The following is a 24,156-nucleotide window of genomic DNA, read 5'->3' as shown; positions in this document are numbered from 1 at the left end:
GCGGCTTTCTCAATACTGAAACGCGCCGATTAACGCGAGTAGAATTCGACGACCAGATGCGGTTCCATGACGACCGGGTACGGAACGTCAGACAGAGCCGGGATGCGAGCATAGGTCGCAAGCATCTTGTTGTGATCGACTTCGATGTAATCAGGAACGTCGCGTTCTGCGAGCTGAACAGCTTCGAGAACGGTCACCAGCTGCTTGGACTTCTGGCGAACTTCGATAACGTCGCCCGGCTTGCAACGGTAAGAACCGATGTTGACGCGAACGCCGTTAACCGTGACGTGGCCATGGTTGATGAACTGACGCGATGCGAAAACGGTCGGAACGAACTTGGCGCGGTAGACGATGGCGTCCAGACGCGACTCGAGCAGGCCGATCAGGTTCTCGGAGGTATCGCCCTTGCGACGGTTTGCTTCGTCGTAGGTGGCGCGGAACTGCTTTTCGCGCAGTTCGCCGTAGTAGCCCTTGAGCTTCTGCTTGGCGCGCAGCTGCGTGCCGAAGTCGCTCATCTTGCCCTTGCGGCGCTGGCCGTGCTGGCCCGGGCCGTATTCGCGGCGGTTTACCGGGGACTTCGGACGGCCCCAGATGTTTTCGCCCATGCGGCGGTCAATTTTATACTTAGCCGATTCGCGCTTGCTCATCGTATTTCCTTCTCAATAGGTTATGCCGGTTTGTTGCCAAACCGGTTTGAGGAAACACGCCCTCCTCTGAAGCCCGTTTCAGGACCTCTGACAGGTTTCTCACATGCGAATGGAGAGACCACGGGACATGTCGGTGATGTTGACCGCCGAACGTCAGCTTATAAACTGCAAGGCAGTCAACGAAACACACCGGACATGACTGCCCGGCGTTGGGGCGGCTTCTAAACACGTTTTACAAATTTGTCAAACAAAGCCCGCCGCTTTTTTCTCGAACCACCCCTTGAAAAGCTGGAAGGCCCACCCACTTCTAAGCCGCAATCAGGACTCGGGCCCCTCTGGCGTGTTACCGGACAACACGCGATGTCGAGTCTCTTGAAGGTTGGGGCCCACGTTTATTCCTGATACGCGTCCCCATCCGCAAAGCCAACCTCGTCCGGCTAAAGGTTGACTGATGGAGTTCCTCCTCAACGATTTTCTCGGTACCCCCACATGGATGTGGGCGGTCTTCATTTCTCTCGTCCTTGGCCTCTTGGCGCTCGATCTCGGCGTGCTGCACAAGAATTCCAAGGAAATCGGCATCCGTGAAAGCTTGCTGATGTCCGGCTTTTATATCGCCATCGGCTTGGCCTTCGGCGGATGGATCTGGTACCAGTCCGGTGAACAGTCAGCGATGGAATATGTCACCGGCTTCGTGGTCGAAAAAAGCCTCGCCATGGACAATATCTTCATCATCGCGATGATCTTCTCCTATTTCGCCATTCCCCGCCAATATCAGCACCGCGTGCTGCTATGGGGTATCCTCGGCGTGATCGTTCTGCGCGGCATCATGATTGCCGGCGGCGCCGCCATTGTCGAAAACTTCCACTGAGTGCTTTATCTCTTTGCGGCCTTCCTCGTCTTCACGGGCCTCAAGATGCTGTTTTCATCCGACCATGACGAGAACGACATCGGCAATAACCGCATCCTGAAATTCATGCGCAGCCGCCTTCCGGTAACGGAGAAGCTGCATGGCGAGAAGTTCTTCGTCAAGGAGACCGATGCTGCCACAGGCAAGCTGAAGACCTTCGTGACGCCGCTGTTTCTGGCGCTTATCATGGTCGAAATCGCCGACCTCATCTTCGCGGTCGATTCGATCCCGGCGATCTTCGCGATCACCACCGATCCGTTTATCGTCTACACCTCTAACATCTTCGCGATCCTCGGCTTGCGCGCCCTCTATTTCGCACTTGCCGCCCTGATCCACCGCTTTGCCTATCTGAAATACGCGCTGGCTGCGGTTCTGGTCTTCGTCGGCTCGAAGATTTTCGTCGCGGATATGCTCGGCATCGCCAAGATCCCGCCCGCCGTCTCGCTCGGCGTCACCGTCGCCATCCTCGCAACCGGCATCATCGGTTCGCTGATTGCGACGAGCAAGGAAACAAAGGCTATCGAGTAATGATGAGCAAGGAGGAGGCGATTACGCCTCCTCTTTCTTTTTTGATGATGAAATATATAATCTGTATTATTGTTAGCTAGACCGAAATATATTTTCTCAATATTAAAACAAACGTCCAATTCATCGCAAAAATGACTTTTGAAACCGTTGATCAGGCAATCTCAGAAAAGAAACTTTGGCGAGCGAAGGAAATCCTTCAGGGCAGGCTCAGCCATCCTGAAGTCGATCTGGCACTCTTTCAAAAATACGGTGAAGTGCTGCTTGAGATGAACGATCTCATTGAAGCGGGACGGATGTTGTTCTGCTCAGGCGCACGCGACGAGCGTTTCAGGGAAGCGATCACTATATTCCTGTCAAGAATCAACAGGCGTGAACCGCAACGCTTTCTGGCGCAATTGCCTTCTTCCATTAGACGACAACGGCATCTTGCTGAATTTATCGCTTCGCCGGAATTCGAACGTGACGGATGGACAGCGACCCAGCTCTCTCGGCTCGCTCCCTTGCAAACACATGCCAGCACCCGCCCCTATCAACGGCCGCATCGATTGACCTCGGCACTGTTTATAGCCGTTATTTTTTGCGTACTGGCTCTGAGCCTCAGTGGTCTCTACACGACGATCAGTTTCGCGGTGCGGACTTTGACTGAATAGCGATTACTCCGCCGCCAGCCTCGCATCATCCTCAGCCGCATCCGCATCGCCGGGTGCGGTTTTCGCGTCGAGATCGGGGAACGCCACGATGCGCTTACCAGAGAAATCGGCGTGTACCACCACAAGCTCCTTCTCCTCGAAATAACCGAGAAGACGGCGCGCACGGCGGGCGGAATGGGTACCGTAAGCGCGGGCAATACGGGCGTCGGATGGGCAAGGCTCCTCATTGAGCGCCGCCTTGACCAACAGCAGGAAAACCCCCTGCAGATCGTCGGAGACCGACATCGACAATTCCAGCGCTTTCTCCCAGCCTTCGCTGGCCGCCATTGCCGCATCCACGCCGGAGCGGGCAATCGCCACCTGCCGGCGGAAATCCGCCAGCGTCATCGGCGTGCCGGGAATACGGCGCATGCGCGCGCGCACCAGAAAATCCTGGTACAGCACGGCGTCGGTACGATAGGCCGATTGCGGATCGTCGAGAATTTCGACCAGCACCGCCGCGATCTTCTCTTCGCGCTCCTCCGGCGTCAGCTCCGGCTGACCTGCACGCGCCGACTGCTCCGGTGAAGGACCGGCGGCGGCGGGGGTGGAGCGGGAGAGTTCAGCGAGAATATCGGTTGTCGGGCGCGGCGCTGGCGGCGTGCGGCGCGTGGCGGGTCGCGTGAACTCTTCCGGGTCCGGCGTGAAGATCAGATCCTCCACATCCTGCGGTGCATCCGGCAGCGGCATGAGTTTCGGCGAGGAAGACCGCGCCGAGGTTTCCACCGCACCGATGACAATGGGCAACGGGCGGCGCGACAGCGCCGGTCCAAGCGCCACGAAATTGCCGCGCTGCAGATCGCGGAACATTTCCGCCTGCCGCCGGTCCATGCCGAGCAGATCGGCAGCGCGCGCCATATCGATATCGAGAAAGGTGCGGCCCATCAGAAAGTTCGAGGCTTCCGCCGCTACGTTCTTGGCAAGCTTGGCAAGGCGCTGCGTGGCGATGACGCCCGCAAGCCCGCGTTTACGCCCACGGCACATCAGATTGGTCATGGCGCCCAGCGACGCCTTGCGCGCATCCTCGGTCACCTCGCCGCCGACGGAGGGCGCAAACATCTGCGCCTCGTCCACAACGACAAGCACGGGATACCAGAATTCGCGATCCGCATCGAAAAGGCCATTGAGGAAAGCGGCAGCGGCCCGCATCTGCTGCTCGATATCAAGACCTTCAAGCGTCAGCACGCAGGAAACGCGGTGCTGGCGGATGCGGTTGGCAATGCCCGCAAGCTCGGCTTCCGTGCGCTCTCCATCCACCACCACATGGCCGAACTTGTCGGACAGCGTGACGAAATCACCCTCGGGATCGATAATGACCTGCTGCACCCATTGCGCCGATTGCTCCAGGAGCCGGCGCAGAAGGTGTGACTTGCCGGACCCGGAATTGCCCTGCACCAGCAAACGCGTTGCAAGCAATTCCTCAATATCGAGCTTGGCCTGCTGCCCGCCCGATAGGGTTCCCATGTCGATGCCGACCTGCAATGTTCCGTTCCTCGTGCTGCATGTCATCCGGCCGATTCCCGTGACGGCGGCCGAACATGCTCTTTACCAAAAAATCACCGATTGCGTCTGCCCCGTGCCGATAATGCACAGGCAATTGCGCCACATCTATGCGGCCCCGGACGAGACGCGCGAAAATGATAGCCGCCTGCCGAACACATTCAGCATCAGCCCGATGATGACCAATGCGGCACCGACCACTTCGAAGACAGTAATATGCTCCGCAAAAGCGAGATAGGCGCTGACGAAACCGACAATCGGCACCAGCAGCGAAAACGGCGCCACCGTTCCGGCAGGATAACGCAGAAGCAGGTAACTCCAGATACCCGCGCCGACGATGGTCGCACCATAGGCCATGTAGATCACCACGAGAGCCATCGTAGGCGTCGCATTGCGCAGCCCTTGCGCAATCGCATCAGGTCCCTCCACCACCAGCGAAAGCAGGACCAACGGCAGAACGGGAACAAGGCTCGTCCATGCGACAAAGGAGACCGCATTCACCTGGCCGATGCGGCGATTGACGATGTTGCCGCAGGCCCAGGCAATGGCCGAGCCGACGCCCATCAGCAGCGGTATCAACGCTGCAGCCGTCATGCGCTCCACGCCGATGACCGCCAGCCCGCCAAAGGCAACGATTGCGCCGACGATCTGTGACGGCAACGGCCGCTCGCCGAGAAACACCACGGCCAGCGCCAGCGTGAAGAAGGCCTGCGACTGCATGACGAGCGAAGCAAGCCCAGCCGGCAGGCCGAGCTTGATGGCCGGGTAAAGCAGGCCGAATTGCACGAAACCCATCGCCATGCCGTAAACGATCATATGCCGCCACGGCACATTGGGTTTGGGCAGGAAGAACACCAACGGCACGGCTGCAAACAGATAGCGCACCCCCGTCAGAAACAGAGGCGGCATGTCGGCGACGCCGATCTTGATGGCAACGAAGTTGAAGCCCCACAAAAACACGGTGATCAGGGCAAGAAGAATATGCGGCAACGCCATTTTGTTATGTCCGAATTTCAGGCGATCGACGGGCGTTTTACGCCGAAACCGCCCTCTTCCAGCCAAATGTAATGAGACCGGCGCCGATCAGGAGACCGCCGCCCGTGCGGTTGACGATGCGCTGAACCCTGGGTTTGCGGATGGTATTGCGGGCGGCACTTGCCAGAAGTCCATAAAGCGCCGCAGTGCAGCTGGCAAGCACAAGGAATGTCGCTTCGAAAATCAGCACCTGCGGCCAGAAAGGCAGAGTGGGCACCAGAAACTGCGGCAGGAAGGCGACGAAGAAGACAATGCTCTTGGGGTTCAGCGCCGTGACGACATAGGCATGCAGGAAGATTTTGAGCGGCCGCTCACGGCCGGTCACGCCTGCGGCTTCACCACCTTCACCACCAACCGAAGAACGCCACAGCTTGATGCCGAGATAGATGAGGTAAGCCGCACCGATCCATTTCAGACCGGTAAAAAGGGCCGCCGATGTGGCAAGCAGCGCGCCAAGCCCCAGCATGGAGGCCGTCATCGCAGTGAAATCACCAAGCGCCACACCCGTCACCGTCGCGGTGCTCGCCTTACGGCCATGCCCCAGAGCATAAGAAATCACCAGCAGGATCGTCGGCCCCGGAATGGCAAGCATGATGGCGGATGCGGCCACGAAGGCCAGCCAGTTCTCCAGTGGCATGATGCAATCTCCCCCGTTCGGTCTTTGGAGCAAGCCACCAAAAGCGCCCGGTATCAAGCCAAATTTTCGGAGACTATGACGCTTTGTCATCCGCGGACGAACAGGCTACTGCCGCCGCTTCATCGCCTGTGCAAGATCGTAATTTGACGGCATGGCAAGCCATGCCGCGCCGCGCTGCCCCCTGCCCGCTCCAGCCGCAGGGCAAGATCAGGGGTAACGCCCGCCCGGACGTTCCCGAGAATAGTGCAACGCGCTATATGCCAGGCCTTTCCGCAGCTTCCGTTACGGAAAACTGAAGTGCGGCAATGAACTCCTCACAGACGCGCCGTGGGTGGACGACGGGTCGAGTCCCGCATGACGGAGGCGCGCATTTCGAACATCATTAGAAGTGTGAAACGGACGACGGAGCCTCCCCGGCATTTTCTCGCCGGAGAGACTGTCGCCATCAAAACCGCGGCGCCCAGTAAGGAGGCGCCCACTCCCGCCGCATTTTGCGGTCGGACGGCTCCAGACCGATATCATCCAGAAGACGCTCCGGCAGATCGGAAAGATCGGTCGGCGGCGGGCGCGGCACCATTGCCGCGACGAGAACCGCTTTCAGGGTTTTCCAGACGCCGAATGTGACGAACAGGCGGTCGACCGCATCCGGCAGCGCATATGCTACCAATGGTTGATTTTTTTGCATGGGAAATCCGTCCCGGCGCGGCGAAGCAGCCAGGTCCTTTATCGATGATAAAACGACATGCAGGAACGGCGGGCGCAACACGCGGTAGCGCGGACGCACAATTCAGCTGTCAGACGAAGTGAAGATGCCAAACGGCAGGGAAATCAGGCAGGAAGCCTTATCGGAGGTCGATGCCTCGGGACATGTAACCGCCGACGACCATGCCGGAAAAGCCAGACATGCCGGTAAGGCGCATATTCATATAGTCAGTCATTCCACGCCTCCTTTTTATAGCGGTTACAGACAAGATGCATCTTACACGAGATGCCGGACGCGACAAGAGGTCGCAATCTCGAATTGCAAAAGTCCGGCAGAATAGATGCAAAAATGCAACAGGCCGTTCAGCTCAGCGAGACGCTGAGGCCAAAACCCTGCATCAGCCGCCGTGTGGCGAAATCCGGCTTGCCGGAAGTGAAGACGGCGAAATCGAAACCATCTGGATGCTCCGCATCCTGCGGCAGCGGCACCAGGTGGCGCGCGCGACGGGCAATCGCTTCCGCCGGATCGAGCCAGTCCACCGGCCATGGCGCCAGCCGGCGAAACACATTGGCCATGAAGGGATAATGAGTGCAGGCGAGAACAACGATATCGGTGCGCTTGCCGTCGTTATCGATGAAGCAGGGCTCGATTTCCGCCAGCACCGCTTCATCGGAGATCGGTTCGCCCCTGATCCAGCTTTCGGCCATACGCGCCAGATTTTCCGACCCCACGAGGCGAACATGGCATTGCGTGGCGAATGACTGGATGAGATCGCGCGTATAGGCGCGCTTGACGGTGCCGGGTGTTGCCAGCACGGAAACGAGACCGGAACGGGTGCGTTCGGCCGCAGGTTTGATAGCTGGAACGGTGCCGACGAAAGTCATATCAGGGAAGCGCGCCCGAAGATCGGCGCCTGCCAGTGTGAAGGCGGTGTTGCAGGCAATGATGCAGACTTCAGGGCTATAGTCTTCAAGCAGCTTTTCGAAGAGCGAAAGAATGCGCGCTTTCAGCGCCTCCTCTTCCCAGCCGCCATAGGGGAAACCGGCGTCGTCGGCCACATAGATGAAACCGCGCTCGGGCATCAGCACGCGCGCCTCGCGCAGTACCGTGAGCCCACCAATGCCGGAATCGAACACCAGCACCGGCTTGAGAACATCGGCCAGAGCCTCAGTCGTCTTCAGCATTCTCCCCAGCCCTCTCCGACAATGGTCCCTCCGCCGTTCCGGCCCGGCCTGCCTGCTTAGGCCACTGCCGGGGAAAACGATCAAGTGACCTGATCACGCCACGGAAAACACTGATTTCCTGCTCGGAAAAGCCGCGTCTCGACAGCACCGCACGCAGATTGTCCACCATTTTCGGCTTTTTTTCGGGCGGATGAAAATATCCGCGCGCATCGAGCGCCTCCTCGATGTGTTCGAACAGGCCGAAGACCTGTTCCTTGGTCGAGGGCCGCTGCTCGATAGGCTGGAAAAGCGTCTCGTCCAGATCGTCCATGCCGGATTTCATCCACTCATAGGACATCAAAAGCACGGCCTGCGCGATATTGAGCGACGCGAAGGCGGGGTTGACCGGAAATGTCACGATCTCATCGGCCAGCGCCACTTCTTCATTGGTAAGGCCCCAGCGCTCACGCCCGAACAGGATGCCGGTTCTTTCACCCGCCTTGAACTTCGCGCGCAGCGTGCCGGCTGCGGTAACGGGGGCACGAACCGGTTTGAAACCGTAACGCTCCCGCGCGGTCGTGGCATAGACGAAATTGAGATCCTTGATCGCCTCTTCCAGCGTCTCGAACACCTTCGTCCCGTCGATGACATGATCGGCCTTGGAAGCGGCAGCGCGTGCCTTCTCGTTCGGCCAGCCGTCACGCGGCTTGACGAGGCGAAGTTCGGCAAGACCGAAATTGGCCATTGCCCGTGCCACCATGCCGATATTTTCGCCGAGCTGCGGTTCGACCAGAATGATCGCCGGGCCTTCCGCCACAAGTTCAAGCTCGCTGTTTGTGCCTGCCATCGTCGTTTTCCAGTTTCTGAAGCGCCGCATCGATTTTCAGGCCGATGCGTTTTATGGTTTTCGCGCATTTCCAGACTGAAAACCGGTCGCCGCTTTTCCTGAAAATGCTCTAAAGCGCGCTTCACTGGCACAGATCGGCGCCAAAATCAAAGCCGGGGCAGGCAGAACGCCCTGTTATTCGCCCTTGATGATCGCCGCCATCTCTGCGCGCAGCGAATCCCTGCCCTCGTCTCCAACCCGGTGAATGTCGCTGATGACAGGCTGGCCGTTTTCCTCGATGACATCGAAATGCACCTCGTCGACCGTTGCCTTCATCTCTGCCTCGTCCATACAGGCCCAGAGCTTGAACTTCGCCGTCACGTCAGTCACTCCGTCCTTCACCTCACCGGGCGTTACCGAAACATCCACCAGCGGACAGCCATCCTGCGAGTTGGTCACCACATCGTAGCCGAAGGGATCGCCGGTCTCGCCACTTTCCGCCTCGTAAGCCGGCTTCTTGGAAGCTTCGCGGTATTGGGCAACGAAGTCCTTGCTGAACAGGCTGGTCAGCATGTCCTCGTCGAAGATGTATTTCCAGTTTTCCGCATCGCCGGACCAGTTCTTGACGGTAATGTCCATCACCTTCTGGACGGGATCGGCGGGGCCGGCCGCAAGGGCGCTGTGGGAAAAGAGGACGGCGGCAGTCAGAAGCAGAATATTCCGCATGATGTGATCCCGGAGGTAGGCCCGACGCGCGGGCGAAGCGATTCGCCTGACTGTATTCCGGCAATATGGTTTGGCAATGCGCAAAGCGTTATTGCACCGCGCCAAAAAAGCGCCCCCCATGGCTTTGCCTCAGGCGCGCGCGATGCTATAGCCGCACCGGATATTTTTCCGAATACCGGCGTCACTAGGCGCCACAGCTTCGAAGGTGAGGAATTCATGGCAAAGATCAAGGTAGCCAATCCAGTCGTCGATCTCGACGGCGACGAAATGACCCGTATCATCTGGCAGCTCATCAAGGACAAGCTGATCCTGCCATACCTCGATCTCGACATCGAATATTATGACCTCTCGGTCGAAAACCGCGATGCTACCAACGACCAGGTAACCGTCGATGCGGCACATGCCATCAAGAAGCACGGCGTCGGCATCAAGTGCGCGACGATCACGCCGGACGAGCAGCGCGTCGAGGAATTCGGCCTGAAGCAGATGTGGAAGAGCCCGAACGGCACGATCCGCAACATTCTGGGCGGCGTCATCTTCCGCGAGCCGATCATCTGCAAGAACGTTCCCCGCCTCGTTCCCGGCTGGACGAAGCCGATCGTCGTCGGCCGCCACGCCTTCGGCGACCAGTACAAGGCAACCGATTTCAAGTTCCCCGGCAAGGGCAAGCTGACGATCAAGTTCGTCGGCGAAGACGGTCAGGTCATTGAAAAGGACGTCTTCGACGCTCCGAGCGCTGGCGTTGCACTCGCAATGTACAACCTTGACGAATCCATCCGCGAATTCGCCCGCGCATCCATGATGTACGGCCTGATGCGCAAGTGGCCGGTTTACCTGTCCACCAAGAACACCATCCTGAAGGCCTATGACGGCCGCTTCAAGGACATCTTCGAAGAAGTCTACCAGACCGAGTTCAAGGCGAAGTTCGATGAAATCGGCATCATCTATGAACACCGCCTGATCGACGACATGGTCGCCTCCGCTCTGAAGTGGTCCGGCGGTTACGTCTGGGCCTGCAAGAACTACGATGGCGACGTGCAGTCTGATACGGTTGCCCAGGGCTTCGGTTCGCTCGGCCTGATGACCTCCGTTCTCCTGTCGCCGGACGGCCGCACGGTTGAAGCTGAAGCCGCACACGGCACGGTCACGCGCCACTACCGCCAGCACCAGAAAGGTCAGGAAACTTCGACCAACTCGATCGCTTCGATCTTCGCCTGGACCCGTGGCCTCGCCCACCGCGCCAAGCTGGACGACAATGCAGAACTCGCAAAGTTCGCAGCAACGCTCGAAACCGTCTGCGTCGACACCGTCGAAAGCGGCTTCATGACCAAGGACCTCGCGCTCCTCATCGGTCCGGACCAGCCCTGGCTCTCCACCACCGCCTTCCTCGACAAGATCGATGAAAACCTCAAGACGGCGATGGCGGCTTAAAAGAACGGGGCACTGCCCGTTTGAAATATCGACAAAAGGAAACCCGGCCGCAACGCCGGGTTTCTTTTTTTGTTCACAGTATCTTGCTTAGATGTTGCACTAGGCGCAGACTTCGATTCCACAGCGTGCCGCAGTCAGAAAAATAAAAATATATAGCTGAAACAGCATAAAACGACACATAACTTGTCCGGCACAGTCAAAAATTCATGTGGTTACCAGCGCGATCCTTCGGGAAAACAGATAATGCTGTGGACTATAAAAACGCACCGTGTCAGCGCGAACTGCGCGCAGGTTTTCAATGATGCTTTTGCAATTTTGCTTGGGGAGGCAAAGCAATGAGTGAATTGATCTTCTACACCAATCCCATGTCGCGCGGACGCATTGCGCGATGGATGCTCGAGGAAGTGGGCGTTCCCTACAAGACAGAGATACTGGGCTTCTCGACGTCGATGAAATCGCCGGCCTATCGGCTGATCAACCCGATGGCCAAGGTGCCCGCCATCAAACACGGCGACACCATTGTCACCGAAGCGGCAGCGATCTGCGCCTATCTGGCGGATGCCTTTCCGGGCGCCAACCTTGCGCCGACGCCGAAAGCGCGCGGACTTTATTACCGCTGGATGTTTTTTGCTGCCGGTCCGTTGGAAATGACAACCAGCATGAAGGCGATGGGTTTCGAGGTGCCGCAGGAAAAGCTGCGTATGGCTGGCTGCGGCAGCTATGCGGATGCGATCAACACGCTCGAACGTGCCGTCAGCGAAAACCGCTTCATCGCCGGCGATCACTTCACTGCGGCGGATGTCTATGTAGGTGCCCACGTCGGCTGGGGCCTGCAGTTCGGCACAATCGAAAAACGTCCGGCCTTCACGGACTATATGGCGCATCTGACCGACCGCCCCGCCTTCAAGCGGGCCACACAGCTTGACGAAGCGGCAGCGAAGGATATGCAGGCGGCGGGTTGAGGAAACTGACAGGCATTTCGCCTGAAAGCGGAGCACGAGCGCTCGCAAGGGTCACAAAACGGATTTTGGAAGCGGGCTTATTCGTTGGACTGGGCGAGTGGTTCGCCGATCTCGATTGCATGCCCGTCCGGATCATAAAAACGGAACACTCTCTGTCCCCATGCCTGCCGCTCAACGGGATGGATCAACTCCACATGCGGCGCAATATTCCGAAATGCCGCATCGACATCCTCATGTTCGAAATAGAGCAGCAGATTCCGTCTGCCGTAAGGTTTGTCCGTGTCCGGCGATGTCCGCCAGACCGTCTGTTCGAGCGAACGCCCCTCATGGATTGCAAAGCCGCTTTCAAAGAGGACGAAATTTCCGAAATCGTCCAAAACCTTCAGGCCGAGCCTGTCACGATAAAACTCCCTGGAGCGGTTGATATCGCACACGAAAGGGATGGGATTTACAAAGCGCATCACGTTCCTTTCGGATTTCAACATCCAGAATCAAAAAGGCGGGGTAGAACCCCGCCTTTTTTCAATTCATCCAGATCAGGCCGCCAGGGCCGCTGCCACCGCGTTGATGGCGTCCTGTGCCTTGGCGCCATCGGGGCCGCCGGCCTGCGCCATATCCGGGCGTCCACCGCCGCCCTTGCCGCCGAGGGCCGCAGAGGCCGTGCGGACGATATCGACGGCGCTGAAACGGCCAGTTAGATCCTCGGTCACGGCAGCAACAGCACTTGCCTTGCCGTCTTCGGACACGGCGATCAGCAGCACGACGCCGGAGCCGATATTGGCCTTGGCTTCATCTGCAAGACCCTTGAGGTCCTTGGCATCGATGCCGGACAGGGATTTTGCGAGGAAATTGACGCCCGCAACCTGCTGTACGTCGTTTGCGCCGGCATCCGACGAGCCGCCGCCCATTGCGAGTTTCTTGCGGGCATCCGCAAGCTCGCGCTCCAGCTTCTTGCGCTCGTCGAGAAGTCCCTCGACACGCGACAGCACATCGCCCGGCTGAACCTTCAGCGACGAGGCCAGTGCCTTTACGCGCTCATCCTGCTCGGAGAGATAGGCAAGCGCGCCCTGACCCGTTACGGCCTCAAGACGGCGCACGCCCGCACCGACGGCACTTTCGCCGAGAATGCGGATAAGGCCGATCTGGCCGGTTGCGGCAACATGGGTGCCGCCGCAAAGCTCGACCGAGTACGGACGGTTGGCCTTCGCACCGTGAACACCGGTGCCCATGGACACAACGCGGACTTCATCGCCGTATTTTTCGCCAAACAGTGCCATAGCACCCTCGGCGATGGCGTCGTCAACGCTCATCAGACGCGTCACGACAGGCGAGTTCTGCAAGACGATCTCGTTTGCCATTTCCTCGACGACCTTCAGCTCCTCGGCCGACATCGGCTTCGGATGCGAAACGTCAAAGCGCAGACGCTCGGGGGCGACCAGCGAACCCTTCTGAGCAACGTGCGTGCCAAGAACCTCGCGCAGCGCCTCATGCAGCAGGTGGGTGGCGGAGTGGTTGGCGCGCAGACGCGAGCGGCGGTCGTGATCGACCGTCAGCTGCACGGCGTCATCGAGCTTCAATCCACCCTTGGACACCGTGCCGGAATGCACGAAGAGGCCCTCGCCCTTCTTCTGTGTTTCTGAAACGGTAAAGGTGCCGTTATCGCCAGAGATTACGCCAGTATCGCCCATCTGACCGCCGGACTCGCCATAAAATGGCGTCTGGTTGACGACAATCTGCACCGTCTCGCCCTCGGCAGCACTATCCACCGACTTGCCGTCCTTGACGATCGCCTGAATAACGCCTTCGGCGGTTTCAGTGTCGTAACCAAGGAATTCGGTCGCGCCGAGCTTTTCCTTCAGTTCGAACCACACCGTTTCGGTCGCCTTATCGCCGGAACCAGCCCAGTGCGAGCGTGCTTCCGCCTTCTGGCGCTGCATGGCATCGGTGAAGCCGGAAATATCGACGCCGATTTCGCGGGCGCGCAGCGCATCCTGCGTCAGATCGAGCGGGAAGCCATAGGTATCGTAAAGCTTGAAGGCGGTTTCGCCGTCCAGCATGTCGCCCTTGTGCAGGGTCGAAGTCGCGTCGGACAGCAGCGACAGTCCGCGTTCCAGCGTCTTGCGGAAACGGGTTTCCTCAAGCTTCAGCGTCTCGGAGATCAGCGCCTCGGCGCGAACCAGTTCCGGATAGGCCCGGCCCATCTGCTGTATCAGCGCCGGCAGCAGCTTGTAGATCAGCGGCTCGCGCGAACCGAGAAGCTCGGCATGGCGCATGGCGCGGCGCATGATGCGGCGCAGAACGTAACCACGGCCCTCATTCGACGGCAGGACGCCATCGGCGATCAGGAAAGCGGAGGAGCGCAGATGATCAGCAATGACGCGGTGGCTGGCGCGCTTCTCGCCCTCTGCCGGAACGCCGGTCGCTTCGACAGAGGCCGAAATCAGCGCCCGGAACAGATCGGTGTCGTAATTGTCGTGTTTGCCCTGCAACAACGCCGAAATGCGCTCGAGACCCATGCCGGTGTCGATAGACGGGCGCGGCAGATCGATGCGCTCTTCCTTCGTCAGCTGCTCATATTGCATGAAGACGAGGTTCCAGATCTCGATGAAACGGTCGCCATCCTCTTCCGGCGAGCCGGGCGGTCCGCCCCAGATATGATCGCCGTGGTCATAGAAGATTTCCGAGCAGGGACCGCACGGACCGGTATCGCCCATGGCCCAGAAATTATCGCTGGTCGGAATACGGATGATGCGATCGTCAGAGAAACCGGCGATCTTCTTCCAGAGATTAAAAGCCTCGTCGTCGGTGTGATAGACCGTGACCAGCAGACGGTTGCGATCGATGCCGAATTCCTTGGTGATCAGGTTCCAGGCATGGGTAATCGCCTCTTCCTTGAAATAGTCGCCAAAGGAGAAATTGCCGAGCATTTCGAAGAACGTATGGTGACGGGCCGTATAACCGACATTGTCGAGGTCGTTATGCTTGCCACCGGCGCGCACGCATTTCTGCGCCGAGGCGGCGGTGGAATAAGGACGGCTTTCGAGACCTGTGAAGACGTTCTTGAACTGCACCATGCCAGCATTGGTGAACATCAGCGTCGGATCGTTGCGCGGCACCAGCGGGCTGGAGGGCACAATCTCGTGTCCGTTCTTCTTGAAGTAGTCGAGAAAGGTCGACCGAATTTCATTCACACCGCTCATGCCCACACACCGCTCACAGCTGGAGTCCATCACCGCCATCCCGAATGATGGCTATCTTGCAAAATCAAAGGCTTTTATCGTCCGCATCCTGCCCTGTCCAGCCATGGAGGCGCACCAAGGCGTCTAGGCAAAGAAAAAGGGCCACGCGAGGAAAATCGCACGACCCTTTTGATCCATACCGGCTCATCCCGGCAAAGCCACCGGACGCGAACGCCCGGACCTCCGAATGCATCAGCCCTCGTCGGGACCGTCATCGCTTTCGCCGGCTTCCGGGCCGCCATTCTGCAGGAACCGATCGGCGATCAGACCGGCGTTCTGGCGCAGCGCCAGTTCGATCTCGCTTGCCATTTCCGGATTGTCGCGCAGGAAGGTCTTGGCATTTTCACGCCCCTGCCCCAAACGCTGGCTGTTATAGGAGAACCATGCACCGGATTTCTCGACGATACCGGCTTTCACGCCGAGATCGACAAGCTCGCCGGTCTTGGAAACGCCTTCGCCATACATGATGTCGAATTCCACCTGCTTGAAAGGCGGTGCCATCTTGTTCTTGACGACCTTGACGCGGGTCTGGTTGCCGACAACCTCTTCACGCTCCTTGACGGCGCCGATACGGCGAATGTCGAGACGCACCGAGGCGTAGAATTTAAGCGCATTACCGCCCGTCGTCGTTTCCGGCGAACCGAACATGACGCCGATCTTCATGCGGATCTGGTTGATGAAGATCACCATGCACTTCGACTTGGAGATCGAGGCGGTCAGCTTGCGCAGCGCCTGGCTCATCAGACGTGCCTGAAGGCCTGGCAGGCTGTCGCCCATCTCGCCTTCGATTTCGGCACGCGGCGTCAGCGCCGCAACCGAGTCCACCACCAGAATGTCGACGGCACCGGAGCGCACCAGCGTATCGGTGATTTCAAGCGCCTGCTCGCCCGTATCCGGCTGCGAGATCAGAAGGTTCTGCAAATCCACACCGAGCTTGCGGGCATAGACCGGATCGAGCGCGTGCTCGGCATCCACGAAGGCGCAGATGCCGCCCTTTTTCTGGGCTTCCGCGATCGTCTGCAACGCAAGCGTCGTCTTACCGGAGCTTTCCGGGCCGTAAATCTCAACGATACGCCCCTTCGGCAAACCGCCGATACCGAGCGCTATATCCAGGCTGAGAGAACCCGTCGAAATGGTCTCTACTTCAACCACGTTTTCATTGGAACCGAGCTTCATGATCGATCCCTTGCCGAACGACCGTTCGATCTGGGAGAGCGCCGCTTCCAGTGCCTTGCTTTTATCCACCGATTTATCCTCTACGAGACGCAAAGAATTTTGTGCCATCCGATCCACCTTTAGGTTATTGAAGCCGCACAGGCAATGAAGCAGTATGGAAATAGGATGTACTCTATTTGTTCTCATATCGCAAGGCGCAGCCAGCATATTGAAAACAAATAGCGATAAGTCGTTTGTTCTGCTTTCGTTTTTCCGTGTCCGGCCTATCGCTGCTGACCGGATGTGAAGGGGAACAAACAGAAGATTGGGACGAATCGTCCACCTTTTCCATCCGCGAAAGAGGGAAACACAAGCGTGAAGAAAATACTCGTTCTGGGCGGCGCGCATATAGACAGGCGCGGCATGATCGAGACTGAAACGGCGCCCGGCGCCAGCAATCCTGGCTCATGGATGGAAGAGGCTGGCGGCGGCGGTTTCAATGCGGCGCGCAATCTTTCGCGGCTCGGCTTTGCCGTCCGTATCATCGCACCGCGCGGCGGCGACGTGACCGGCGAAGCGGTGGCGGAGGCAGCAAGGCAGGCGGGCGTGGAAGATACGCCCTTCGTTTTCCTCGATCGCCGCACGCCAAGCTACACCGCCATTCTGGAGCGCGACGGCAATCTTGTCATCGCACTTGCGGATATGGACCTTTACAAGCTGTTTTCGCCGCGCCGCCTCAAAGTTCGCGCGGTGCGTGAAGCGATTACCGCGAGCGACCTTCTGCTTTGCGATGCCAATCTGCCGGAGGATACGTTGAAGGCGCTCGGTCTCATTGCCCGCGCCTGCCAAAAGCCGCTTGCTGCCATCGCCATTTCGCCCGCCAAGGCGGTGAAGCTGAAGGACATGCTCGCCAATATCGACATTCTCTTCATGAACGAGGCAGAGGCGCGCGCGCTGACGGGACAGACGGCAGACAATGTTCGCGACTGGCCGGGCATTCTCCGCAGGGCAGGCCTTGCCGGCGGCGTCATCACCCGTGGCGCAAGCGAAGTGGTAGCCTTCAACGCGACGCAAACCGCAAGCCTCCACCCACCCATCATCCGCGAGGTGAAAGACGTAACCGGGGCCGGAGACGCCATGGCGTCCGGTTATCTCGCGGCGATTGCGGAGGGCAAAACCATCACTGAGGCCCTGCGACTGGGTGCCGCGGCGGCCGCCATCACCGTGCAATCGCCTTTCGCCACCGCCCAAGACCTGTCAAAAGACAGTGTCGAGACCATGTTGGGGCTTGTCCCCAAGGCCGAAATGCTGGCATGAACCCGTTTTTTTATAGTCTGGAACAAACAGAATGACCCGCCCCATCTCCCCGCTCCTGCCCATCGTCTATTCGCAAGAGGTTGCCGCTGCCAAACAGCGCGGCGCGCCGATCGTCGCGCTGGAATCGACCATCATCACCCACGGCATGCCCTATCCCGGCAATATCGAGATGGCTGAAGGCGTCGAACAGATCATCCGCGATCAGGGAGCCGTTCCGGCAACCATCGCCGTCATTCACGGCACGCTGCATATCGGCCTCGAGAAGGAGCAGCTCGAAGCGCTTGCCCAGACCACCGACGCCATGAAGGTCTCGCGCGCAGATATTGCCTTTGCGATTGCCGAGCGCCGCACCGGTGCCACGACAGTGGCAGCCACCATGATTGCCGCTGCCCGCGCCGGCATCCGCGTTTTCGCCACCGGCGGCATCGGCGGTGTACACAAGGGCGCGGAGGAGACCTTCGATATTTCCGCCGATCTGACCGAGCTTGCCAAAACCGGCGTGATCGTCGTCTGCGCCGGCGCCAAGGCCATTCTCGACATCCCGAAGACGCTGGAAGTTCTCGAAACCAACGGCGTGCCTGTCGTGACTTTCGGTTCGGAAGAGTTCCCGGCTTTCTGGTCGCGTTCTTCGGGCCTTCCCAGCCCGCTGTCGCTCAACAGCCCTGCAGCCATCGCCAATTTCCAGACGACCCGCGAACAGCTCGGCATCGATGGCGGTATGCTGATTGCCAATCCCGTGCCGGAAGAGGACGAAATTCCGCGCGAGGAGATGGAAATCTACATCAATCGCGCCATTTCCCACGCCGAGCGCGAGGACATCACCGGCAAGGCCGTCACGCCCTTCCTGCTCGGCGATATCTTCCGCCTGACCGACGGCCGCAGCCTCGCGACCAATATCGCGCTGGTACGCAACAATGCCCAGCTCGCAGCAGAGATTGCTGTGGCGCTTAACTAAGCGTTAGAGGCTGGATTATCCTCAAATTTGAGGATGATGGCAGGGTGAGAAGCATCCCAGTCATGCCGGATTTGATCACGCCGGACCCCGGATCTGGTCCGGAGTTACGGATAATGTGTCGGCCTGGGAACTTTGCTACCAATAAAAAAGCCCGGAAAGCTTTGCGCTTTCCGGGCTTTCATTTTTCAGTTCCTGAACCTTATCAGTTCTGGGCGACCGGTCTTACCAGCGGTGTCACGCGGCGGATGGTGACGCGGCGGTTCTGCTGTTCCGGGCCGAGTGTCTGAACCTTCAGGTAACGCTCGCCGTAGCCTTGCGTCGCCAGGTTTTCCGGCGGAATGCCGTAAACATCGGTCAGGACATTGGCGACGGAAGCGGCACGCTCGTCGGAAAGAACAAGGTTGCTTTCATCCGAACCAACGGCGTCGGTGTGGCCTTCGATCAGGAAGGTTTCCGCCGGGTTTTTTGCCAGCGCCTTGTTGATCGCATCCGCTACCTTCCGCAGCGAACGGGCCTGCGCCATCGGAATGTCAGCGCTTCCAGTGGCAAATGTGATCGTATCGAGGTCGATACGGCGCACCTTGTCGCGGATACGGGCCGAATAACGCACTTCATCCAGCGAGTAGACACGCTCCACCGGCTCGACCGGCGGCTGCTCCAGGAAGCGGTAGTAATCGCGGTCCGGATCGCTCGACGTGTCGATGATGTAGTCACGAACCGGAATGCGCAGACGCATCGGCGGCAGGTCGAGGCCGGGATCGCGATAGACATATTCACGGTCCGGTTCGTCCATCAGTTCCGGTGCATAGAACAGAACATATTCCCGGCCACGGTCATCGATGCGCGAACGCTGGATGACGTCGCCATAGCGGTTGCGGATCGTCACCACCTGCGTGCCGTCGCGACGCTCGACGGTCTCGCGGACACGTCCGCCGGGTAGGCGCTCGTAATAGGGCTCGCCGCCATCGCGGATGAAGCGCTGATTGTCGTCGCCGCGCACAACCACGCGGTCACCGAATTGCAGGATGATCGGCGCATCGCGATCCTGATCGCGCCGGCCACCTTCGCGCGGCTGCCATTCCCGCGCACCTTCCGGCCGGTCATATTGCGGACGGCGGTCGACACGCTCACCCTGCTGAGAGGTAATCGCCTCCATCTTCACGGGCGGCGGAGCCTTGCCTCCGGCAGCACCGGCGCGCTGCGCTTCGGCGTCGGAAGTCGGCACCTTCACGTCACCGGCCTGCTCACGCTCGCGGCGGCGTTGCTCGCGTGCCTGGTTGTTACCGGAGCGCTCCACTTCCTTGTCGCTGTCGAGAACGGCGGCACCCTTGTCGACGGGCAGAATGACGGTGTCGGCAGTCTTGGACGGGTCCTTGGCGATAGCCTTGGCCTTGTCCAGTTCCTGCTTCGTCGTCGGAGGCGCTTCCGTCTGCGGAATGGCGACCTGATTAGGAACGGCTTCGCCGGCAGGCGCCTGTCCTGTCGTGGCGCCGCTTGGCGGCGGAGGTGTCGGAGTACCCGGCAGCGGCGCTGCAGGCTCCGTCTTGCCCTGGCCTTCTACCGGCTGCTTTTCAGAAGGCTGCTGGCCGGGCGCAGGATTGGGCTGAGCTTCCGGAGCCGGTGGCCGTGCCGGTGTCGGCGCTTCCGTTGGAACAGGAGCCTCCTTTACAGCTGGCTCAGGAGCCGCTGGCTTTTTCTCCGGAACGGCCTTTTCGGCGGGTTCCGATTTCGGTTCCGGTGCTGGAGCGGGCGCCTTTTCCTCTACCGGCTTTTTCTCGGCGGCGGGCTCGCGCTGTTTCGCCGGCTGCTCGGTATTTTCAGGGCGTGCGGCTGGCTGTTCGGCCGCCGGCTCCGGCTTGCGCGGACGTGCGGGGCGTTGCTCGCCCTCGCCTGCCGGCTGCTCGGCTCTAGCCGGTTTGCGCGGCCGTTCCTGCGGCTGCTGCTCGGCGGGTGCAGGTGCGGCTTCGGGCTCAGGCTGCGGGCGCTGCTTGCGGGCGGGTGGCTGTTCAGCTGGCGCCGGTTCCGGTTGGGCTTCGCGCTGCTGCTGCTGCCGTTTCGGTTCTGGCTGAGGCTCGCGTTGCGGCTCGGGCTGAGCTTCACGCTTGGGTTCAGGACGCGGTTCGGCCGGTGCGGCTTCAGCCTTCGGCTGTTCGCGCTGCGGTTCCGGAGCCTGCTCCTGCTTTTTCGGCTCTGGCTCTGGCTTCGGCTGCGCCTCTTCTGCTTGCTGGCGTTGCTTGCGCAGCAGCTCTTCCGGGTTCTGCTCCTCCGCCTGCGGCTGCGCCTGCGCCAATATCACCGGGGCCTGTGCCTGGGGCATTTGCGTTTGCGTCCGTGCGGCGCCGGCATAACCGGCGGCGGCCGGCTCCACCGCGATCGCCAGCGACATGAGGGGGAAAACCACCCCCGTCAGCAATGTGTTCTTCTTCAGCATCGGTGCTTCCTCATCTGCCAATCGTTGTACGCCGCTTATGCCGCGACATTGTGAATCCGGCCGCGCGTGCAGGCGCTGGTCAACGCCTTGCATACGCTTCGGTTCCCATGATGACCAAAGCGTTCTGTACCGGAAATGAACAGATCAAGGCCATTTCGTGAAAGCTCCGCGACGAAAAAGAGGGCGCTAATATTGCAGTTGCATTTTTTGACCAACCGGACGAATAATTGCCGCGCGCTGAAGGCCACGAATGGCAACCCGTTCTGTTGCGCCTGCGCTCACGACGTCCGCACTGAAAACAACAACAGACTGCGGATGAACGACCAAAAGAGAGGATCGAAATGCCTATTTCCACCCGTCTGCTCGCAGCCGCATCGATTGCCGCCATCTCCCTGTTTTCCGGCGCGGCCCTCGCGCAGGACAAGATCGTCATCGGCACGGAAGGCGCCTACCCGCCCTTCAACAATCTGGAAGCCGACGGTACGTTGACCGGCTTCGACATCGACATCGCCAAGGCGCTGTGCGTCGAAATGAAGGCTGAATGCACCTTCGTCACCAATGACTGGGACGGCATCATCCCCGCCCTGCAGGCAAAGAAGTTCGACGCCATCATCGCGTCCATGTCGATCACGCCCGAGCGTCTCCAGAAGGTCGATTTCTCCAAGAAATATTACAACACCCCGCCGGCAATCGCCGTACCGAAGGATTCGCCGATCAAGTCCGTCGACGACCTGAAGGGCAAGTCGCTCGGCGCGCAGGGTTCCACGACCCACTCCAACTATGCCGAAAAGCACTTCCCGGGTTCCGACCTGAAAATGTACCCGACCGCCGACGAATATAAGCTCGACATCGCCAACGGCCGCATCGACGCCGTCATCGACGATATCGTCGTCCTGTCGGAGTGGCTGAAGTCGGATGCAGGCAAGTGCTGCAAGATCCTGACGCCGCTTCCGGTGGATGTCGAGATCAACGGCAATGGTGCAGGCGTAGCCGTTCGCAAGGGCGATACGGCGCTCGCCGACAAGTTCACGGCTGCCATCGCCGGTATCCGCGCCAACGGCAAGTACCAGGAAATCAACAAGAAATACTTCGATTTCGACGTTTACGGCCAGTAAGCGGCGCGTCGCCTGTTGAAATCTGGTGGCGGAAGGCTTGCCCTTCCGCCATTTTTGTTTGAAAACGTAACCATAACAATCACGGCGGCTTAAGACCGCGGGGGAAAACTGGCATGAGCGGAGCATTTTCCGCCATAGGTGCGTTCTGGACCTATGTCTCGACACTTCTCGACCCTTTCTGTGGGCCGGTCGGTCTCTTCACGCTTTTCGGAAACGGCACCCTCGTCACGTGTGGCGATGCCGGCTGGGGCGACGAAATCGCCTTCGGCGTCAAGGTCACGATCTCGCTGGCGCTCGCCACCCTGCCCGTCGGGCTTGTGATCGGTTTCCTCATTGCGCTCGCCGCGCAATCGGAGGAAAAATCGCTGCGGCTGGCGGCCGGTGTTTATACCACCATCTTCCGTGGCCTGCCGGAACTCCTGACGCTGTTCATCGTCTATTACGGCATACAGATGCTGCTGCAATCGGCCGCCGGTTATGTCGGGATAACCGGCCCGGTAGAGATCAACGCCTTCGTGGCGGGCATGGTCGCGCTGTCAGTGGTGTTTTCGTCCTATTCCTCGGAAGTGTTGCTATCCGCCTTCAAGGCCATCCCAAAGGGCCAATATGAGGCTGGACATGCACTCGGCCTCTCGCGCGGCCACACCATGGTGCTTGTCATCATTCCGCAGCTGGTAAGGATCGCCCTGCCCGGCATGACCAACCTTTGGGTCATCCTGCTCAAGGATACCTCTTACGTCTCGATCATCGGCCTTGCCGATATCGTGCGCCAGACCGGCATCGCTGCCCGCGTCAGCAAGGAAGCCTTCTTCTTCTACGGCATCGCCTGCCTGCTCTACCTCATCCTCGCTCTGCTCTCCTCCATCGGCATCGGCTTCATCGATCGCTGGTCGCGCAAGTCGGAGGCAAGCCGATGAGCCATGTTCAGGAACTCATTCCGCCGCGCCCCGCGCCGGTCGCCACAGACAAGCCCCTCAACATATCGCGCGTCGTCGGCATCGCCGTCATAACGCTCTGGCTGCTGCTGGCCGCCGGGCTGATCTTTGCGATGATCGAAGGCTGGGACTGGGCGAAATTCGAACGTTACGGGCCGCGTTATATCGATGGCCTCATCACCACCATTACGCTGGTCGGCAGTTCGATCATCCTCGGCGCAATTCTCTCGGTGCCGATCGCCTTCGCCCGCATGTCGGAAAATCGCGTCATCAGCGCGCTGGCCTATGCCTATGTCTACGTCTTTCGCAGCACCCCGCTGCTGGCGCAGCTTTTCCTGATCTATTACGGTCTCGGCAGTTTCCGTCAGGGGCTGGAAACCGTTGGCCTGTGGTGGTTCTTCCGCGAGGCCTGGTATTGCGGCCTCTTGTCGCTCACCCTCAACACCGCCGCCTATCAGGCCGAAATTCTGAGGGGCGCGATCCGAAGCGTGCCACGCGGCCAGATTGAAGGTGCGGCCTCGCTCGGCCTGTCGAAATTCATCACCTTCCGCAAGGTCATTCTGCCGCAGGCCCTCATCGTGGCTCTGCGCCCCTACGGCAACGAGATCATCCTGATGATCAAGGGTTCGGCAGTGGTCTCCATCGTCACGGTCTTCGACCTGATGGGACAGACGCGCTATGCGTTCTCCCGCACATTCGATTATCAGGCCTATCTCTGGGCGGCGATCTTCTACCTGACGATCGTCGAGACGCTCCGGCATGTCTGGGCATGGCTCGAAGCCCGCCTGACACGCCATCTCAAGCGCTAGGGACACGGTTGGCAGCACTCAACAGAGAAGACTGCCAACATTCTGAAAAATATAACTATTTTGTGACAACCCAGACCTTTGGCAAGGTTGGGTTAACCCTGTCGTGTTCCCATATCAGATACAGCGACAACGCTGTGATCGGCAATCATGAGAACGGGAACAGCCGACATGAACAAGGAAATGGAAATGATGCTGAGGGGCTACGGCCTCACCACCGCCCAGATTTTTTATCGCATGCCGGACCATCCGCTGGTTCTCCAGACCTATGTCTGGCAGGACTATGATCTCGCCCCGGATTTCCCCGAAATGCACGGTTTCCTCAAATTCTGGCAGGAAAAGCTAGACGGTCCGTTGCACTCGGTCCGCTATGTGCACCGGCAGGTGATCTCGGCGCAGGAATGGCGCGCACTGAAAGGAGAGTTCATTCTCCACTGAGGCCCATCGCC

General features: G+C 59.4%; 21 protein-coding genes and 1 pseudogene. 10 read left to right on the top strand and 12 right to left on the bottom strand.

Translation table 11 applies throughout. From position 1 onward, the window contains the following. Positions 1–29: 29 nt before the first annotated feature. The gene (gene rpsD, locus FB593_RS00400) at positions 30–647 is read right to left on the bottom strand and encodes a 30S ribosomal protein S4 (RefSeq protein WP_145166240.1); all 618 of its coding nucleotides are present in this window, start codon (positions 645–647) and stop codon (positions 30–32) included. A 451-nt stretch (positions 648–1,098) separates the two neighbouring features. Here rpsD and FB593_RS00395 point away from each other — a divergent pair. Beyond that, positions 1,099–2,082, top strand: a pseudogene (locus FB593_RS00395) (TerC family protein). A gap of 131 nt (positions 2,083–2,213) precedes the next feature. Beyond that, positions 2,214–2,732 carry a hypothetical protein gene (locus FB593_RS00390; RefSeq protein WP_145166239.1) on the top strand — a complete coding sequence of 173 codons (519 nt, stop codon included), beginning with the start codon at positions 2,214–2,216 and terminating at the stop codon, positions 2,730–2,732. 3 nt (positions 2,733–2,735) lie between these two features. Here the strand turns inward: FB593_RS00390 and FB593_RS00385 are convergent, their stop codons facing one another. From FB593_RS00385 to FB593_RS00350, 7 genes are all read right to left on the bottom strand, one after another. Then, positions 2,736–4,253, bottom strand: coding sequence for an ATP-binding protein (locus FB593_RS00385; protein ID WP_025593912.1), 1,518 nt, complete (start codon positions 4,251–4,253; stop codon positions 2,736–2,738). A 126-nt stretch (positions 4,254–4,379) separates the two neighbouring features. Beyond that, positions 4,380–5,267 (bottom strand): O-acetylserine/cysteine exporter, encoded by an 888-nt coding sequence (locus FB593_RS00380; protein ID WP_019567085.1) that lies wholly within the window; start codon positions 5,265–5,267, stop codon positions 4,380–4,382. A 37-nt stretch (positions 5,268–5,304) separates the two neighbouring features. Further along, positions 5,305–5,943 (bottom strand): LysE family translocator, encoded by a 639-nt coding sequence (locus tag FB593_RS00375; protein WP_112292252.1) that lies wholly within the window; start codon positions 5,941–5,943, stop codon positions 5,305–5,307. Between the two features lie 445 nt (positions 5,944–6,388). Next, on the bottom strand, positions 6,389–6,628 hold the full coding sequence (locus tag FB593_RS00365; RefSeq protein WP_013636401.1) for a DUF1127 domain-containing protein: 240 nt from the start codon (positions 6,626–6,628) through the stop codon (positions 6,389–6,391). A gap of 380 nt (positions 6,629–7,008) precedes the next feature. Further along, the gene (gene murI, locus FB593_RS00360; protein ID WP_065702410.1) at positions 7,009–7,830 is read right to left on the bottom strand and encodes a glutamate racemase; all 822 of its coding nucleotides are present in this window, start codon (positions 7,828–7,830) and stop codon (positions 7,009–7,011) included. Next, positions 7,814–8,656, bottom strand: a complete 843-nt coding sequence (locus FB593_RS00355) for an RNA methyltransferase (protein WP_003516049.1) — start codon at positions 8,654–8,656, stop codon at positions 7,814–7,816. Before FB593_RS00355 ends, murI begins: the two co-directional genes overlap by 17 nt. Before the next feature lie 174 nt (positions 8,657–8,830). Beyond that, a complete protein-coding gene (locus FB593_RS00350) occupies positions 8,831–9,361 on the bottom strand; it encodes a hypothetical protein (RefSeq protein ID WP_003516050.1) in 531 nt (176 codons plus the stop codon). 216 nt (positions 9,362–9,577) lie between these two features. On the opposite strand from FB593_RS00350, the gene FB593_RS00345 reads away from it, so the two are divergent. Further along, positions 9,578–10,792: an NADP-dependent isocitrate dehydrogenase gene (locus tag FB593_RS00345; RefSeq protein ID WP_003516051.1), complete on the top strand. Its 1,215-nt coding sequence runs from the start codon at positions 9,578–9,580 to the stop codon at positions 10,790–10,792. A 335-nt stretch (positions 10,793–11,127) separates the two neighbouring features. After that, positions 11,128–11,754: a glutathione S-transferase family protein gene (locus FB593_RS00340; RefSeq protein ID WP_003516054.1), complete on the top strand. Its 627-nt coding sequence runs from the start codon at positions 11,128–11,130 to the stop codon at positions 11,752–11,754. Positions 11,755–11,831: 77 nt separating this feature from the next. On the opposite strand, the gene FB593_RS00335 is transcribed toward FB593_RS00340, so the two are convergent. The 3 genes from FB593_RS00335 to recA form a co-directional block, all read right to left on the bottom strand. Then, positions 11,832–12,215, bottom strand: a complete 384-nt coding sequence (locus FB593_RS00335) for a VOC family protein (protein ID WP_111799586.1) — start codon at positions 12,213–12,215, stop codon at positions 11,832–11,834. A 75-nt stretch (positions 12,216–12,290) separates the two neighbouring features. Beyond that, the gene (gene alaS, locus FB593_RS00330) at positions 12,291–14,954 is read right to left on the bottom strand and encodes an alanine--tRNA ligase (protein ID WP_003516058.1); all 2,664 of its coding nucleotides are present in this window, start codon (positions 14,952–14,954) and stop codon (positions 12,291–12,293) included. Positions 14,955–15,185: 231 nt separating this feature from the next. Continuing rightward, on the bottom strand, positions 15,186–16,277 hold the full coding sequence (gene recA / locus FB593_RS00325; RefSeq protein ID WP_003516062.1) for a recombinase RecA: 1,092 nt from the start codon (positions 16,275–16,277) through the stop codon (positions 15,186–15,188). A gap of 246 nt (positions 16,278–16,523) precedes the next feature. On the opposite strand from recA, the gene FB593_RS00320 reads away from it, so the two are divergent. Both FB593_RS00320 and FB593_RS00315 read left to right on the top strand, forming a co-directional pair. Then, on the top strand, positions 16,524–17,465 hold the full coding sequence (locus tag FB593_RS00320; RefSeq protein WP_145166238.1) for a carbohydrate kinase family protein: 942 nt from the start codon (positions 16,524–16,526) through the stop codon (positions 17,463–17,465). A gap of 31 nt (positions 17,466–17,496) precedes the next feature. Continuing rightward, positions 17,497–18,420, top strand: coding sequence for a pseudouridine-5'-phosphate glycosidase (locus FB593_RS00315; protein WP_003516064.1), 924 nt, complete (start codon positions 17,497–17,499; stop codon positions 18,418–18,420). A 202-nt stretch (positions 18,421–18,622) separates the two neighbouring features. Here FB593_RS00315 and FB593_RS00310 read toward each other — a convergent pair whose 3' ends face one another. Continuing rightward, positions 18,623–20,851 (bottom strand): OmpA family protein, encoded by a 2,229-nt coding sequence (locus FB593_RS00310; RefSeq protein ID WP_112154600.1) that lies wholly within the window; start codon positions 20,849–20,851, stop codon positions 18,623–18,625. A 341-nt stretch (positions 20,852–21,192) separates the two neighbouring features. Here FB593_RS00310 and FB593_RS00300 point away from each other — a divergent pair, with 341 nt between their 5' ends. From FB593_RS00300 to FB593_RS00285, 4 genes are all read left to right on the top strand, one after another. Further along, positions 21,193–21,966: an ABC transporter substrate-binding protein gene (locus tag FB593_RS00300; protein WP_065687228.1), complete on the top strand. Its 774-nt coding sequence runs from the start codon at positions 21,193–21,195 to the stop codon at positions 21,964–21,966. 113 nt (positions 21,967–22,079) lie between these two features. Then, positions 22,080–22,883, top strand: coding sequence for an ABC transporter permease (locus FB593_RS00295; RefSeq protein ID WP_003516067.1), 804 nt, complete (start codon positions 22,080–22,082; stop codon positions 22,881–22,883). Further along, positions 22,880–23,710, top strand: a complete 831-nt coding sequence (locus FB593_RS00290; RefSeq protein ID WP_025593926.1) for an ABC transporter permease — start codon at positions 22,880–22,882, stop codon at positions 23,708–23,710. Before FB593_RS00295 ends, FB593_RS00290 begins: the two co-directional genes overlap by 4 nt. Positions 23,711–23,878: 168 nt before the next feature. Next, on the top strand, positions 23,879–24,145 hold the full coding sequence (locus FB593_RS00285) for an usg protein (RefSeq protein WP_003516070.1): 267 nt from the start codon (positions 23,879–23,881) through the stop codon (positions 24,143–24,145). The last annotated feature ends 11 nt before the right edge of the window (positions 24,146–24,156 follow it).

The sequence above is a fragment of the Rhizobium sp. SJZ105 genome, from assembly GCF_007828365.1.
Classification (GTDB): domain Bacteria; phylum Pseudomonadota; class Alphaproteobacteria; order Rhizobiales; family Rhizobiaceae; genus Agrobacterium; species Agrobacterium tumefaciens.
The sequence above is the reverse complement of the archived record's forward strand: the minus strand, read 5'-3'. Positions and strand labels throughout refer to the sequence as shown.

What these genes read in the sequence shown, in the direction of transcription:
- FB593_RS00310 (WP_112154600.1), bottom strand. Translation starts at nt 20,851, where the DNA reads ATGCTGAAGAAGAACACATTGCTGACGGGGGTGGTTTTCCCCCTCATG.
- FB593_RS00350 (WP_003516050.1), bottom strand. Translation starts at nt 9,361, where the DNA reads ATGCGGAATATTCTGCTTCTGACTGCCGCCGTCCTCTTTTCCCACAGC.
- FB593_RS00300 (WP_065687228.1), top strand. Translation starts at nt 21,193, where the DNA reads ATGCCTATTTCCACCCGTCTGCTCGCAGCCGCATCGATTGCCGCCATC.
- alaS (WP_003516058.1), bottom strand. Translation starts at nt 14,954, where the DNA reads ATGAGCGGTGTGAATGAAATTCGGTCGACCTTTCTCGACTACTTCAAG.
- FB593_RS00380 (WP_019567085.1), bottom strand. Translation starts at nt 5,267, where the DNA reads ATGGCGTTGCCGCATATTCTTCTTGCCCTGATCACCGTGTTTTTGTGG.
- rpsD (WP_145166240.1), bottom strand. Translation starts at nt 647, where the DNA reads ATGAGCAAGCGCGAATCGGCTAAGTATAAAATTGACCGCCGCATGGGC.
- FB593_RS00285 (WP_003516070.1), top strand. Translation starts at nt 23,879, where the DNA reads ATGAACAAGGAAATGGAAATGATGCTGAGGGGCTACGGCCTCACCACC.
- FB593_RS00315 (WP_003516064.1), top strand. Translation starts at nt 17,497, where the DNA reads ATGACCCGCCCCATCTCCCCGCTCCTGCCCATCGTCTATTCGCAAGAG.
- FB593_RS00335 (WP_111799586.1), bottom strand. Translation starts at nt 12,215, where the DNA reads ATGCGCTTTGTAAATCCCATCCCTTTCGTGTGCGATATCAACCGCTCC.
- FB593_RS00340 (WP_003516054.1), top strand. Translation starts at nt 11,128, where the DNA reads ATGAGTGAATTGATCTTCTACACCAATCCCATGTCGCGCGGACGCATT.
- FB593_RS00345 (WP_003516051.1), top strand. Translation starts at nt 9,578, where the DNA reads ATGGCAAAGATCAAGGTAGCCAATCCAGTCGTCGATCTCGACGGCGAC.
- FB593_RS00295 (WP_003516067.1), top strand. Translation starts at nt 22,080, where the DNA reads ATGAGCGGAGCATTTTCCGCCATAGGTGCGTTCTGGACCTATGTCTCG.
- FB593_RS00390 (WP_145166239.1), top strand. Translation starts at nt 2,214, where the DNA reads ATGACTTTTGAAACCGTTGATCAGGCAATCTCAGAAAAGAAACTTTGG.
- FB593_RS00290 (WP_025593926.1), top strand. Translation starts at nt 22,880, where the DNA reads ATGAGCCATGTTCAGGAACTCATTCCGCCGCGCCCCGCGCCGGTCGCC.
- recA (WP_003516062.1), bottom strand. Translation starts at nt 16,277, where the DNA reads ATGGCACAAAATTCTTTGCGTCTCGTAGAGGATAAATCGGTGGATAAA.
- murI (WP_065702410.1), bottom strand. Translation starts at nt 7,830, where the DNA reads ATGCTGAAGACGACTGAGGCTCTGGCCGATGTTCTCAAGCCGGTGCTG.
- FB593_RS00365 (WP_013636401.1), bottom strand. Translation starts at nt 6,628, where the DNA reads ATGCAAAAAAATCAACCATTGGTAGCATATGCGCTGCCGGATGCGGTC.
- FB593_RS00355 (WP_003516049.1), bottom strand. Translation starts at nt 8,656, where the DNA reads ATGGCAGGCACAAACAGCGAGCTTGAACTTGTGGCGGAAGGCCCGGCG.
- FB593_RS00375 (WP_112292252.1), bottom strand. Translation starts at nt 5,943, where the DNA reads ATGCCACTGGAGAACTGGCTGGCCTTCGTGGCCGCATCCGCCATCATG.